Source organism: Pseudomonas sp. B1-22, assembly GCF_050474425.1.
Lineage (GTDB): Bacteria > Pseudomonadota > Gammaproteobacteria > Pseudomonadales > Pseudomonadaceae > Pseudomonas.
On sequence record NZ_JBCHVH010000003.1, the window covers coordinates 729,696 to 743,047 of the forward strand.

A 13,352-nucleotide genomic window follows, 5' to 3' on the forward strand; every position below is an offset into this window, starting at 1 on the left:
CGCTGCCGGGCTTGACTGTCAGAGACCGCTGTAGCGGCTGATGTTCGACAGGTTCTTGTTCGGCTTGGGATTGCGGCGATAGATCAGCGCCATCTTGCCGATGACCTGGATCAGTTCGCAGCTGCCGTTCTGGCAGAGTTCGTCGATCAGCGCGCGACGGTCGTCACGTTCGGCGATGCGGAACTGCACCTTGATCAGTTCATGATCGTTGAGTGCACGCTCAAGCTCGGCCATCACGCCTTCCGAGAGACCGTTTTCAGCGACGGTCAATACGGGTTTCAGGTGATGCCCGATAGATTTGAACTGCTTTTTCTGCTCCTGAGAGAGCGCCATAATCTGACCCCTGGGAAAAAAGGCGGATATTCTACCCGAGTTTCGGTTATACCGGGATGCCGCTCAGACGAGGTAATACGTGGCCCGTTCCAAGACTAGCCATCGCTGGCTGAAAGAACATTTCGACGATCCTTACGTGAAGATGGCACAGCGCGACGGCTATCGCTCGCGTGCCAGCTACAAGCTGCTGGAAATCCAGGAGAAGGATCGCATCCTGCGCCCGGGCATGACCGTGGTCGACCTCGGCGCGGCGCCGGGCGGCTGGTCGCAGGTCACCAGCCGGGTGATCGGCGACAAGGGCACCCTGATTGCGTCGGACATCCTGCCGATGGACAGCATTCCGGACGTCACCTTCATCCAGGGCGACTTCACCGAGGACGAGGTTTTTGCCCAGTTGCTGCAGGCCATCGGAGAGAATCCAGTAGACCTTGTGATTTCCGATATGGCCCCCAATATGAGTGGATTGCCCGCCGTGGACATGCCTCGTGCCATGTTCCTCTGCGAGCTGGCCCTGGACCTGTGCACCCGTGTGCTGCGTCCGGGGGGCGATTTCCTGATCAAGATTTTCCAGGGTGAGGGTTTCGACGCTTACCACAAACAGGTTCGCGAGAATTTCGAGAAGGTACAGATGCGCAAGCCGCTGTCGTCCCGCGACCGTTCGCGGGAGCAGTATCTGCTCGCACGGGGCTTTCGCGGCGCCTAGACTGGAATGATTGGGCCGGCTGTTGGTCTATGCCTTGCAGGTTTTGCTTGTACCGGTGAAAGCCGGGGTTCATAAAGGGTTACAGACGGCGCCTGCCTGGCGGCGGGCGTTGTGTAGTAATTTTGGCCGGAAGGAGTCTGGCCGTCGTGAGAAGCGGTTTCCAGGGCGGAGCCGGCTTCAGAGGGTAGTCAATTGAACGACATGGCAAAGAACCTGATTCTGTGGCTGATCATCGCGGCGGTGCTCGTCACCGTGATGAACAACTTCTCCAGCCCGAGCGAGCCACAGACGCTCAACTATTCCGACTTCATCCAGCAGGTGAAGGACGGCAAGGTCGAGCGCGTGACCGTCGACGGTTACGTCATCACCGGCAAGCGCCAGGATGGTGACACCTTCAAGACCATCCGCCCGGCGATCCAGGACAACGGCCTGATCGGCGACCTGGTCAACAACAACGTCGTTGTCGAAGGCAAGCAGCCCGAACAGCAGAGCATCTGGACTCAGCTCCTGGTGGCGAGCTTCCCGATCCTGGTGATCATCGCGGTCTTCATGTTCTTCATGCGCCAGATGCAGGGCGGCGGCGGCGGCCGCGGCGGCCCGATGAGCTTTGGCAAGAGCAAGGCCCGCCTGCTGTCGGAAGACCAGGTGAAGACCACCTTTGCCGACGTCGCCGGTTGCGACGAGGCCAAGGAAGAGGTCAGCGAGCTGGTGGAGTTCCTCCGCGATCCGGGCAAGTTCCAGCGCCTGGGTGGTCGCATCCCGCGCGGCGTGTTGATGGTCGGTCCGCCCGGTACCGGTAAGACCCTGCTCGCCAAGGCCATTGCCGGCGAAGCCAAGGTGCCGTTCTTCACCATTTCCGGTTCGGACTTCGTGGAAATGTTCGTCGGCGTGGGCGCTTCCCGTGTCCGCGACATGTTCGACCAGGCCAAGAAGCACGCACCCTGCATCATCTTCATCGACGAGATCGACGCCGTCGGTCGCCATCGTGGCGCCGGCCTGGGTGGTGGTCACGACGAGCGCGAACAGACCCTCAACCAGTTGCTGGTGGAGATGGACGGCTTCGAGATGAATGACGGCATCATCGTCATCGCTGCGACCAACCGTCCGGACGTGCTCGACCCCGCGCTGCTGCGTCCGGGCCGCTTCGACCGCCAGGTGGTGGTCGGCCTGCCGGACATCCGTGGCCGCGAACAGATCCTCAAGGTGCACATGCGCAAGGTCCCGCTGGGTGACAACGTCGATCCGGCCGTGATCGCGCGCGGTACCCCGGGCTTCTCCGGTGCCGACCTGGCCAACCTGGTCAACGAGGCCTCGCTGTTCGCCGCTCGCGCCAACAAGCGCATCGTCGACATGCGTGAATTCGAGCTGGCCAAGGACAAGATCATGATGGGCGCCGAGCGCAAGACCATGGTCATGTCCGAGAAAGAGAAGAAGAACACTGCGTTCCACGAAGCCGGCCACGCCATCGTTGGCCGTCTGGTGCCGGAACACGACCCGGTCTACAAGGTTTCGATCATCCCGCGCGGCCGCGCCCTGGGCGTGACCATGTTCCTGCCGGAAGAGGACCGCTACAGCCTGTCCAAGCGTGCCCTGGAAAGCCAGATCTGCTCCCTGTTCGGCGGCCGTATCGCCGAGGAAATGACCCTGGGCTTCGAGGGCGTGACCACCGGCGCCTCCAACGACATCATGCGCGCCACCCAGTTGTCGCGGAACATGGTGACCAAATGGGGCCTGTCGGAGAAGCTCGGTCCGCTGATGTACGCGGAAGAAGAGGGTGAAGTCTTCCTCGGACGCAGTGCTGGCAGCCAGCACGCCAATGTGTCCGGCGAGACCGCCAAGCTGATCGACCAGGAAGTGCGCCGCATCATCGATGACTGCTACGGCACCGCCAAGCGCCTGCTGGAAGAAAACCGCGACAAGCTCGACATGATGGCTGACGCGCTGATGAAGTACGAAACCATCGACGCCGATCAGATCGACGACATCATGGCCGGCCGCACGCCGCGCGAGCCGCGTGACTGGCAGGGTGGCAATTCCGGGTCCTCCGGCAATGCTCCCGCGCCGCGCGACGAAGGTCGCCAGGAAAACCCGATTGGCGGGCCCGCTGGCGAACACTGAGAGCACTGAATGAGTTCGTTGTACCACCCGACCCGGTTGCCTTGCGGCAGCCGGGTTCTTGATTTGAGTCGCCCGCATGTCATGGGCATCCTCAACGTCACCCCTGACTCCTTCTCCGATGGCGGACGCTTCAATCAGCAGGATGCTGCGTTGCGTCATGCGGCAGAGATGGTGGCAGCCGGTGCCACGCTGATCGATATCGGCGGCGAGTCGACCCGTCCGGGTGCTCGAGTGGTGTCGCCCACCGAGGAGCTGGAACGAGTCGCTCCGGTGGTCGAGGCGATCGCCCGTGAACTGGATGTGGTGATTTCAGTGGATACCTCCACGCCGGCCGTGATGCGCGAGACCGCTCGTCTCGGTGCTGGCCTCATCAATGATGTGCGTTCCCTGCAGCGCGATGGCGCCCTGGATGCCGCAGTCGATACCGGCCTGCCGGTCTGCCTGATGCACATGCGGGGTGAGCCGGGGAACATGCAGGACGACCCGCGCTATCCCGACATCCTCCAGGAGGTTCTCGACTTCCTTGGGGAGCGCATTGCGGTGTGCGAAGCGGTGGGCATTGCCCGGGAAAAGATCATCGTCGATCCTGGCTTCGGTTTCGCCAAGACCCAGAATCACAATCTCAACCTGTTCCGGCAGATGGAGCGGTTGCTGGAGCTGGGCTGTCCGATGCTGGTCGGGGTTTCCCGCAAGAGCATGGTCGGCCGCGCGCTGGGTCGGGAGGTCGATGAACGTCTCTATGGAAGTCTGGCCCTGGCGGCGCTGGCGGTGGCCAAGGGGGCCAGCATTATTCGCGTCCATGATGTCGCCGAGACGGTGGACGTGGTTCAAATGATTCACGCAGTGGAAAGTGCAAAGGAAGAGGGGAGATTCGCATGAGCAGGAAATATTTCGGCACCGATGGTATTCGCGGCCGTGTAGGCACGCCGCCGATCACGCCGGATTTCGTGCTCAAGCTGGGCTGGGCGGTCGGCATGGCGTTCCGTCAGCAGGGTAAGTGCCGTGTGCTGGTGGGCAAGGACACCCGGATTTCCGGATACATGTTCGAATCCGCGCTGGAGGCAGGGCTCTCTGCCGCGGGCGCCGATGTCATGCTGCTTGGCCCTATGCCCACGCCGGGTATTGCCTACCTGACTCGCACCTTCCATGCCGAAGCCGGCATCGTTATCAGTGCGTCGCACAACCCGCACGACGACAACGGCATCAAGTTCTTCTCCGGTCAGGGCACCAAGTTGCCCGATGAGGTCGAGCTGATCATCGAGGAGCTGCTCGATGCGCCGATGACAGTCGTCGAGTCGGCGCGCCTGGGCAAGGTGTCGCGCATCAACGACGCCGCAGGTCGCTACATCGAATTCTGCAAGAGCAGCGTGCCGTCCAATACCGATTTCGCCGGGCTGCGCATCGTGCTCGATTGCGCCCATGGCGCAACCTACAAGATCGCCCCGAGCGTATTCCGCGAGCTGGGTGCCGAGGTGTCGGTGATCGGTGCGCAGCCGAACGGCTTGAACATCAATGACAAGTGCGGCTCGACCCATATCGAGGTGCTGCAGCAAACGGTGCTGGCCGAGCAGGCCGATCTCGGTATCGCCTTCGATGGCGACGGCGATCGGGTGATGATGGTGGATCACACCGGCGCGGTGGTCGACGGCGACGAGATTCTATTCCTGATCGCTCGCGACCTGCTCGATCGCGGCAAGCTGCATGGTGGTGTGGTTGGCACGCTGATGAGCAACCTGGGGCTGGAGCTGGCGCTGCAGGACCTGAACATTCCGTTCGTGCGCGCCAAGGTGGGTGACCGTTATGTGATGGCCGAGCTGCTCGCGCGGAACTGGCAGTTGGGCGGCGAGAACTCCGGTCACGTCGTCTGCTGCCAGCATACGACGACGGGCGACGCTGTCATTGCTGCGCTGCAGGTACTGATGGCGCTGAAGACGCGCGGGCAGAATCTGGCCGAGGCGCGCATGGGCATCCGCAAGTGTCCGCAGGTGCTGATCAATGTGCGCTTTGCCGGTGGCAATGTTGACCCGCTGGAACATCTGGCAGTCAAGGAGGCTTGTGCCAAGGTCACTGAAGAGATGGCCGGCCGTGGGCGCGTATTGTTGCGCAAATCGGGCACCGAGCCGCTGGTGCGGGTGATGGTCGAAGGTGACGAAGAGAGCCGGGTGCGGGCGTACGCCGAGCAGCTGGCGAAAGTCGTGACTGAGGTATGTGCTTGATTTCTCTTGTCAGTACCAAAACTGTCGAGTAATATCTGCGCCCACTTTGCTCAGCGAGGTACAGCATGCGTCGACCCCTGGTGGCCGGTAATTGGAAAATGCACGGTACCCGCTCCAGTGTAACGGAGCTGATCAAAGGCCTGCGGCAACTGGCTCTTCCTACGGGTGTCGACGTGGCGGTGTTTCCGCCCTGTCTGTACATCAACCAGGTCAAACATGGTCTGGAGGGTAAGGCGATTGCCGTCGGTGCGCAGAATTGCGCGGTAGAGCCGATGCAGGGCGCCTTGACGGGTGAGGTCGCAGCCAGCCAGTTGGCGGATGCGAGTTGCTCTCTGGTGCTGGTTGGTCACTCCGAGCGTCGCCTGATACTGGGTGAAAGCGATGGCGTGATCAGTCGCAAGTTTGCAGCGGTTCAATCGTGTGGCCTGGTTCCGGTGCTGTGCGTGGGTGAGACCCGCGAGCAGCGCGAGGCAGGCAAGACTTTGGAAGTCGTCGGGCGCCAGTTGGGCTCGGTGATCGAAGATCTGGGCGTCGGGGCGTTTTCCCGCGCTGTAGTGGCTTACGAGCCGGTGTGGGCGATTGGGACGGGGCTGACGGCCTCTCCTGAAGAAGCCCAGGAAGTACACGCGGCGATTCGCGCGCAGCTTTCGGCGGAAAACGCTGAAGTAGCTCGCGGCCTTCGTCTCCTGTACGGCGGCAGCGTCAAGGCAGCTAATGCTGTCGAGCTGTTCGGAATGCCGGATATCGATGGGGGGCTCATTGGTGGTGCCTCCCTGAATGCGGATGAGTTCGGTGCGATCTGTCGCGCCGCAGGAAACTGAAGATGCTGGAAACAGTTGTAATCGTGATTCACCTGCTGATGGCGCTGGGTCTGGTTGTGCTGGTCCTGCTTCAGCATGGCAAGGGTGCCGACGCTGGTGCGTCGTTCGGCGCTGGTGCTTCGGCCACCGTTTTCGGTAGCCAAGGTTCTGCTACCTTCCTGAGTCGTTTTACTGGTATACTCGCTGCAGTTTTTTTCATTACCAGCTTGGGTTTAGCGTATTTTGCTAAAGAAAAAGCTGATATGATTCGTCATGCCGGCCTTCCTGATCCGGTAGTGATGGAGCAAAAGCAGGAAAAGGCTCCGGCAGCTAACGATGTGCCGGGCTCGCAAGGGCAGCAACAGGCTCCTGCGACCGGTAACAGCGATGTTCCGGCGGCTCCTGAGCAGAAGTAAGCAGGCAAGAGTTTTTGCCGAGGTGGTGGAATTGGTAGACACGCTACCTTGAGGTGGTAGTGGCCATAGGCTGTAGGGGTTCGAGTCCCCTCCTCGGTACCATATACGAAAGGCCCGCTGTGCGGGCCTTTTCGTTCCGGAGTTTCGGTTGACCTTCAAGGGGCTCAACCGTATAATTTCGCACCAGCTTTGACGCGGGATGGAGCAGTCTGGTAGCTCGTCGGGCTCATAACCCGAAGGTCGTAGGTTCAAATCCTGCTCCCGCAACCAGTTTGGCAGAGCCCCTTTTCAGGGGCTTTTTGCTAGCTGGACAGTCCGCACCGCCAGGTCAGGGCGGTCCTTAAGGGATGGGCGTTTCGCCCATTTTTTGTTTCTACAGCATACGCGAGGCGATCAGGTGTCGAGCAAGCTAGAACAGTTGCAGGCCTTGTTGGCCCCTGTAGTAGAAGCGCTCGGCTATGAGTGCTGGGGCCTGGAGTTCATTTCCCAAGGTCGTCATTCCCTGCTCCGGGTTTATATCGACCGTCCGGAAGGCATCCTGATCGATGACTGCGAGATCGTCAGTCGTCAGGTCAGCGGCATCCTGGATGTGGAAGACCCGATCAGTGGTGAGTACACCCTGGAAGTGTCCTCCCCCGGCATGGATCGGCCTCTCTTTACGCTTGACCAGTTCGCCCGCTATGTCGGCGAGCAGGTAAAGATCAAGCTGCGTACGCCTTTCGAACGGCGGCGCAATTTCCAGGGCATTCTCCGTGGTGTGGAGGAGCAGGATGTGGTGGTCCTGGTAGACGACCATGAATACCTGCTGCCGGTCGATTCGATCGACAAGGCCAACATCATTCCCCGATTTGAGTGAGCCGCCAGAGCGCGGATTCCAATGGATTGAAAGGCGAGGCGTACGATGAGCAAAGAAGTACTGCTGGTTGTTGAGTCGGTATCCAACGAGAAGGGTGTACCGCCTGGCGTGATTTTCGAAGCGCTGGAGCTGGCCCTGGCGACCGCGACCAAAAAGCGTTTCGAGGACGAGGTTGACCTGCGTGTGGAGATCAACCGCGCCAACGGCAACTACGAAACTTTCCGTCGCTGGACCATCGTCGAGGACGAGGACTACTCCAATCCGGCATCGGAACTGACCGTCGAAGACGTGCAGGAAGAGCACCCCGGCATGAAGGCCGGCGAGGTCATCGAAGAGAAGATCGAGTCCATCGAGTTCGGTCGTATCGCCGCGCAGACCGCCAAGCAGGTCATTGTGCAGAAGGTCCGCGAGGCCGAGCGCGCACAGGTGGTCGACGCCTACCGCGAAAAGGTCAACGAGATCATCTCCGGCACCGTCAAGAAGGTCACTCGCGATAACGTGATCGTCGATCTGGGCAACAACGCCGAAGCGCTGCTGGCCCGCGACCAGATCATCCCGCGCGAAACCTTCCGCGTCGGCACCCGCGTGCGTGCCCTGCTCAAGGAAATCCGCAGCGAGAACCGTGGTCCGCAGCTGGTCCTGTCGCGTACTGCACCGGAAATGCTGATCGAGCTGTTCCGCATCGAAGTGCCGGAAATCGCCGAGCAGCTGATCGACGTGATGGCCGCCGCTCGTGATCCGGGCTCGCGCGCCAAGATCGCCGTCCGTTCCAAGGACAAGCGTATCGATCCGCAGGGCGCCTGCATCGGTATGCGCGGTTCCCGCGTCCAGGCCGTCTCCGGCGAGCTGGGCGGCGAGCGAGTGGACATCGTCCTGTGGGACGACAACCCCGCGCAATTTGTGATCAACGCCATGGCTCCGGCCGAAGTGGCGGCGATCATCGTCGACGAAGATACCCACACCATGGATATCGCCGTCGCTGAAGACAACCTGGCCCAGGCTATCGGGCGCAGCGGTCAGAACGTACGTCTGGCCAGCCAACTCACCGGCTGGACCCTGAACGTGATGACCGAGGCCGATATCCAGGCCAAACAGCAGGCTGAGACTGGCGACATCCTGCAGCGTTTCGTCGACGAGCTGGATGTCGACGAGGAACTGGCCCAGGTACTGGTGGAAGAAGGTTTCACCACCCTGGAAGAAATCGCCTACGTACCGATGGAAGAGATGCTCAGCATCGACGGCTTCGACGAGGACATCGTCAATGAGCTGCGCTCGCGCGCCAAGGATCGCCTGCTGACCAAAGCCATCGCCACCGAAGAGAAACTTGCCGACGCACAACCGGCCGAAGACCTGCTCAGCCTCGATGGGATGACCAAAGAGCTGGCGGTGGATCTGGCGCTGCGTGGCGTAACCACCCGTGAAGATCTGGCCGAGCAATCGATTGACGATCTGCTCGACATCGACGGCATGGACGAAGAGCGTGCCGGCAAGTTGATCATGGCCGCCCGGGCCCATTGGTTCGAGTAAGCATTCGCGGCCTGAGGAGAGAAGTGCATGACGCAAGTCACGGTGAAAGAACTGGCCAAGACGGTCGATACGCCGGTAGAACGCCTGCTGCAGCAGATGCGCGAAGCCGGTCTGCCGCATAGCAATGCCGAGCAGGTGGTAACCGACAGCGAGAAGCAAGCGCTGCTGGCCCATCTGAAAGGCAGCCATGGTGAGCGCGCGGAAGAGCCGCGCAAGATCACCCTGCAACGCAAGACCACCTCGACCTTGAAAGTCGCTGGCAGCAAGACCGTCAGCGTCGAGGTTCGCAAGAAGAAAACCTACGTCAAGCGTGACCCCGCTGAGCTCGAGGCCGAGCGCCAGCGCGAGCTGGAAGAGCAGCGTGCCGCCGAGGAAGCTGCTCGTCTGAAGGCCGAGGAAGAGGCCCGTCAGCGCGCCGCTGCCGAGGACGCCCGCCGTCAGGCCGAAGCTGCCCGTCAGGCTAGCGAGACTGCTGCAGTCGCCGCCCCGTCGGCCGCTGCGGAAGCCCCGCGTGCCGCCGCTCCGGCAGCGGCTCCGGCTGCCGCCGTTGCAGCAGCCCCGGCTCCGGCCGCGGATGACCGCAAGAAGGAAGAGCCGCGTCGTGTGCCCAAGCGCGACGACGAGGACGAGCGCCGTGATCGCAAGCATGCCCAGCATCGCCCGTCGATCAAGGAAAAGGAAAAGACCAGCGCTCCACGCGTCGTCCGCGCAGGCGTCGACGACGAGGACAGTTTCGGTCGTCGCGGCGGTGGTCGTGGCAAGGCTAAGCTCAAGAAGCGTAACCAGCACGGGTTCCAGAGCCCGACAGGACCGATTGTGCGCGAAGTCAGTATCGGCGAGACCATTACCGTGGCTGAGCTCGCTCAGCAGATGGCGGTCAAGGGCGCCGATGTCGTCAAGTTCATGTTCAAGATGGGCAGCCCGGTCACCATCAACCAGGTGCTCGACCAGGAAACTGCCCAACTGGTAGCTGAAGAGTTCGGCCACAAGGTCAAGCTGGTCAGCGAGAACGCGTTGGAAGAACAGCTGGCCGAGTCCCTGAAGTTCGAAGGCGAAGCCGTACCGCGTGCACCGGTAGTGACCGTGATGGGTCACGTCGACCACGGCAAGACCTCGCTGCTCGACTACATCCGTCGTGCCAAGGTGGCTGCGGGCGAAGCCGGCGGCATCACCCAGCACATCGGCGCCTACCACGTGGAAACCGACCGCGGCATGGTCACCTTCCTCGACACCCCCGGCCACGCCGCGTTCACCGCGATGCGTGCCCGTGGTGCCCAGGCGACCGACATCGTCATCCTCGTGGTGGCGGCGGACGACGGCGTGATGCCGCAGACCCAGGAAGCCGTGCAGCACGCGAAAGCGGCTGGCGTGCCGATCGTGGTCGCGGTGAACAAGATCGACAAGCCGGACGCCAACCCGGACAACATCAAGAACGGCCTGGCCGCTCTGGATGTGATCCCGGAAGAGTGGGGCGGCGATGCTCCCTTCGTCCACGTATCCGCCAAGATGGGTACCGGCGTCGACGAGCTGCTCGAAGCCGTGCTGCTGCAGGCTGAAGTACTGGAACTCAAAGCCACTCCGTCGGCCCCGGGCCGTGGCGTGGTGGTCGAGTCCCGCCTGGACAAGGGCCGTGGCCCGGTAGCCACCGTGCTGGTCCAGGACGGTACCCTGCGTCAGGGCGACATGGTCCTGGTCGGCGTCAACTACGGCCGCGTCCGTGCGATGCTCGACGAGAACGGCAAGCCGATCAAGGAAGCCGGTCCGTCCATTCCGGTCGAGATCCTGGGCCTTGATGGCACCCCGGATTCCGGTGACGAGATGACTGTGGTCGCCGACGAGAAGAAGGCCCGCGAAGTCGCTCTGTTCCGTCAGGGCAAGTTCCGCGAAGTCAAACTGGCTCGCCAGCAGTCCGCCAAGCTCGAGAACATCTTCGAGAGCATGGGCCAGGACGAGAAGAAGACCCTCAACATCGTCCTCAAGGCCGACGTTCGTGGTTCTCTGGAAGCCCTGCAGGGCTCGCTGGTTGGCCTGGGCAACGACGAAGTGCAGGTTCGCGTGGTCGGCGGCGGCGTCGGTGGTATCACCGAGTCCGATGCCAACCTGGCGCTGGCCTCCAACGCGGTGCTGTTCGGCTTCAACGTCCGTGCTGACGCGGGTGCGCGCAAGATCGTCGAGTCCGAAGGCCTCGACATGCGTTACTACAACGTGATCTACGACATCATCGAAGACGTCAAGAAAGCCCTGACCGGCATGCTCGGCAGCGATGTTCGCGAGAACATTCTGGGTATCGCCGAAGTGCGTGACGTGTTCCGTTCGCCGAAGTTTGGCGCGGTCGCCGGCTGCATGGTCACCGAGGGTCTGGTACACCGCAACCGTCCGATCCGCGTACTGCGCGACGACGTGGTGATCTTCGAAGGCGAACTGGAATCCCTGCGTCGCTTCAAGGACGACGTCGCCGAAGTCCGTGCCGGCATGGAATGCGGTATCGGCGTGAAGAGCTACAACGACGTCCGCGTCGGCGACAAGATCGAAGTGTTCGAGAAGGTCGAAGTCGCTCGTACTCTGTAAGGGTATTCGAGCGTGAACGCAGCGCCCGGGCCAGTTTGAAAACTGCCCCGGGCGTTTGCCGCTTTCAGGCCCGGAGCCTTTCGGCTCGGGTAAGCAGGTTAGGAAAATGGCTAAAGAGTACAGCCGTACCCAGCGTATCGGCGACCAGATGCAGCGCGAACTGGCGCTGCTGATCCAGCGTGAAATCAAGGACCCTCGCCTGGGTCTGGTGACCATCACCGGCGTCGACGTGGCGCGCGATCTGTCCCATGCCAAGGTGTTCGTCACCGTGATGGGCCAGGACGATAACGCCGAGGTTGTGAAGCAGAACACCAGCATCCTCAACGATGCCGCGGGCTTCCTGCGGATGCAGCTGGGCAAGGCAATGAAGCTGCGCACCGTGCCGCAACTGCACTTCAGCTACGACGCCAGCATCCGCCGTGGCGCCGAGCTGTCGGCGCTGATCGAGCGGGCGGTAGCCGAAGATCGCCGCCACGGCGGCGACTCCGAGGAGTAAGGCGTGGCCCAGGTAAAACGAATCCGCCGTGCGGTCAACGGCGTGCTGGTGCTCGACAAGCCGCGCGGCATGAGCTCCAACCAGGCCCTGCAGAAGGTGCGCTGGCTGCTCAACGCCGAGAAGGCCGGTCACACCGGTAGCCTCGATCCCCTGGCCACCGGCGTGCTGCCGCTGTGCTTCGGCGAGGCGACCAAGTTCTCCCAGTACCTGCTCGACGCCGACAAGGCCTACGAGACCGTTGCCCAGCTGGGCGTTACCACCACCACCGGCGATGCTGAGGGCGAAGTGGTCGATCAGTGCGAGGTGACCGTCGGTCGGGAAGCCGTCGAGGCCGTGTTGCCGCGCTTCCGTGGCGACATAGAGCAGGTGCCGCCGATGTATTCGGCCCTGAAGAAGGATGGCCAGCCGCTGTACAAGCTGGCGCGTGCAGGAGAGGTAGTGGAGCGCGAGGCGCGTTCTGTTACTATTGCGCGCCTGGATTTGCTCGCCTTCGAGTCGCCCTGTGCGACGCTGGCCGTTTCCTGCAGCAAGGGCACCTACGTTCGCACCCTGGTCGAAGATATCGGCCGCGAGCTTGGGTGTGGCGCTCACGTCGCCGCCCTGCGCCGGACTCAGGCCGGGCCGTTCCAGCTGAACCAGTCGGTGACGCTGGAAGAACTCGAGAAAATCCATGCCGAGGGCGGCAACGAAGCCCTCGACCGCTTCCTGCTGCCGGTGGACGCCGGCCTGGAGCACTGGCCGCTGCTGCAGCTTTCCGAGCACAGCGCCTACTACTGGCTGCACGGGCAGCCGGTGCGCGCTCCCGAGATGCCGAAGTTCGGCATGTTGCGGGTGCAGGATCACGAAGGTCGTTTCATCGGTATCGGTGAAGTGACCGAAGACGGGCGCTTGGCGCCGCGTCGACTGATTCGGTCTTAAGGCCGAAACCGAGGGTGGCTGTCAGCAGGCACGGTCACTCCTCTTACTATGAACACAGGGAGAAGTCCCTGGCCTGTTACCTCAGAGGAAGCCCCATCATGGCACTGAGCGTCCAAGAAAAAGCCCAGATCGTTAACGAGTACAAGCAAGCTGAAGGCGACACCGGTTCCCCGGAAGTGCAGGTTGCACTGCTGTCCGCCAACATCAACAAGCTGCAGGACCACTTCAAGGCCAACGGCAAAGACCACCACTCCCGTCGTGGCCTGATCCGTATGGTTAACCAGCGTCGTAAGCTGCTGGACTACCTGAAGAGCAAGGACACCTCTCGTTACAGCGCCCTGATCGGTCGCCTGGGTCTGCGTCGCTAAGACGGCAAGCCTGAAGTGGGAAGCTGGGAGTCC

Annotated in this window: 13 protein-coding genes and 2 tRNA genes; 14 read left to right on the forward strand and 1 reads right to left on the reverse strand. The window is 62.0% G+C overall.

The genetic code is table 11. The features are described 5' to 3' along the window. Positions 1-18: 18 nt before the first annotated feature. Positions 19-333, reverse strand: coding sequence for a YhbY family RNA-binding protein (locus ACQ5BL_RS15300; RefSeq protein ID WP_207882711.1), 315 nt, complete (start codon positions 331-333; stop codon positions 19-21). 79 nt (positions 334-412) lie between these two features. Here ACQ5BL_RS15300 and rlmE point away from each other — a divergent pair, with 79 nt between their 5' ends. The 14 genes from rlmE to rpsO all read left to right on the forward strand — a co-directional run bounded on the left by rlmE (position 413) and on the right by rpsO (position 13,319). Further along, positions 413-1,036, forward strand: a complete 624-nt coding sequence (gene rlmE, locus ACQ5BL_RS15305; protein ID WP_017518950.1) for a 23S rRNA (uridine(2552)-2'-O)-methyltransferase RlmE — start codon at positions 413-415, stop codon at positions 1,034-1,036. A 201-nt stretch (positions 1,037-1,237) separates the two neighbouring features. Further along, positions 1,238-3,154, forward strand: a complete 1,917-nt coding sequence (ftsH, locus tag ACQ5BL_RS15310; protein WP_207882720.1) for an ATP-dependent zinc metalloprotease FtsH — start codon at positions 1,238-1,240, stop codon at positions 3,152-3,154. A 9-nt stretch (positions 3,155-3,163) separates the two neighbouring features. Then, positions 3,164-4,033, forward strand: coding sequence for a dihydropteroate synthase (folP, locus tag ACQ5BL_RS15315; RefSeq protein ID WP_243804626.1), 870 nt, complete (start codon positions 3,164-3,166; stop codon positions 4,031-4,033). Beyond that, complete coding sequence (gene glmM / locus ACQ5BL_RS15320; RefSeq protein WP_243804628.1) at positions 4,030-5,370, forward strand: phosphoglucosamine mutase; 1,341 nt, start codon at positions 4,030-4,032, stop codon at positions 5,368-5,370. The genes folP and glmM overlap by 4 nt, the downstream gene beginning before the upstream one ends. 65 nt (positions 5,371-5,435) lie before the next feature. Continuing rightward, the gene (gene tpiA / locus ACQ5BL_RS15325) at positions 5,436-6,191 is read left to right on the forward strand and encodes a triose-phosphate isomerase (protein WP_207882725.1); all 756 of its coding nucleotides are present in this window, start codon (positions 5,436-5,438) and stop codon (positions 6,189-6,191) included. Between the two features lie 2 nt (positions 6,192-6,193). Further along, positions 6,194-6,586 (forward strand): preprotein translocase subunit SecG, encoded by a 393-nt coding sequence (gene secG / locus ACQ5BL_RS15330; protein WP_207882727.1) that lies wholly within the window; start codon positions 6,194-6,196, stop codon positions 6,584-6,586. Between the two features lie 16 nt (positions 6,587-6,602). Further along, positions 6,603-6,688, forward strand: a tRNA-Leu gene (locus ACQ5BL_RS15335). Between the two features lie 91 nt (positions 6,689-6,779). After that, a tRNA-Met gene (locus ACQ5BL_RS15340) sits at positions 6,780-6,856 on the forward strand. A gap of 127 nt (positions 6,857-6,983) precedes the next feature. Continuing rightward, complete coding sequence (gene rimP, locus ACQ5BL_RS15345; protein ID WP_207882729.1) at positions 6,984-7,442, forward strand: ribosome maturation factor RimP; 459 nt, start codon at positions 6,984-6,986, stop codon at positions 7,440-7,442. 45 nt (positions 7,443-7,487) lie between these two features. Then, positions 7,488-8,969, forward strand: coding sequence for a transcription termination factor NusA (nusA, locus tag ACQ5BL_RS15350; protein ID WP_015478930.1), 1,482 nt, complete (start codon positions 7,488-7,490; stop codon positions 8,967-8,969). Between the two features lie 27 nt (positions 8,970-8,996). Beyond that, on the forward strand, positions 8,997-11,537 hold the full coding sequence (gene infB / locus ACQ5BL_RS15355) for a translation initiation factor IF-2 (RefSeq protein WP_243804629.1): 2,541 nt from the start codon (positions 8,997-8,999) through the stop codon (positions 11,535-11,537). A 106-nt stretch (positions 11,538-11,643) separates the two neighbouring features. Next, complete coding sequence (rbfA, locus tag ACQ5BL_RS15360; RefSeq protein ID WP_207882733.1) at positions 11,644-12,033, forward strand: 30S ribosome-binding factor RbfA; 390 nt, start codon at positions 11,644-11,646, stop codon at positions 12,031-12,033. 3 nt (positions 12,034-12,036) lie between these two features. After that, entirely contained in the window at positions 12,037-12,951 is a 915-nt protein-coding gene (truB, locus tag ACQ5BL_RS15365) for a tRNA pseudouridine(55) synthase TruB (protein ID WP_243804630.1), read from the forward strand. Between the two features lie 98 nt (positions 12,952-13,049). Beyond that, complete coding sequence (gene rpsO, locus ACQ5BL_RS15370; protein WP_017518939.1) at positions 13,050-13,319, forward strand: 30S ribosomal protein S15; 270 nt, start codon at positions 13,050-13,052, stop codon at positions 13,317-13,319. The last annotated feature ends 33 nt before the right edge of the window (positions 13,320-13,352 follow it).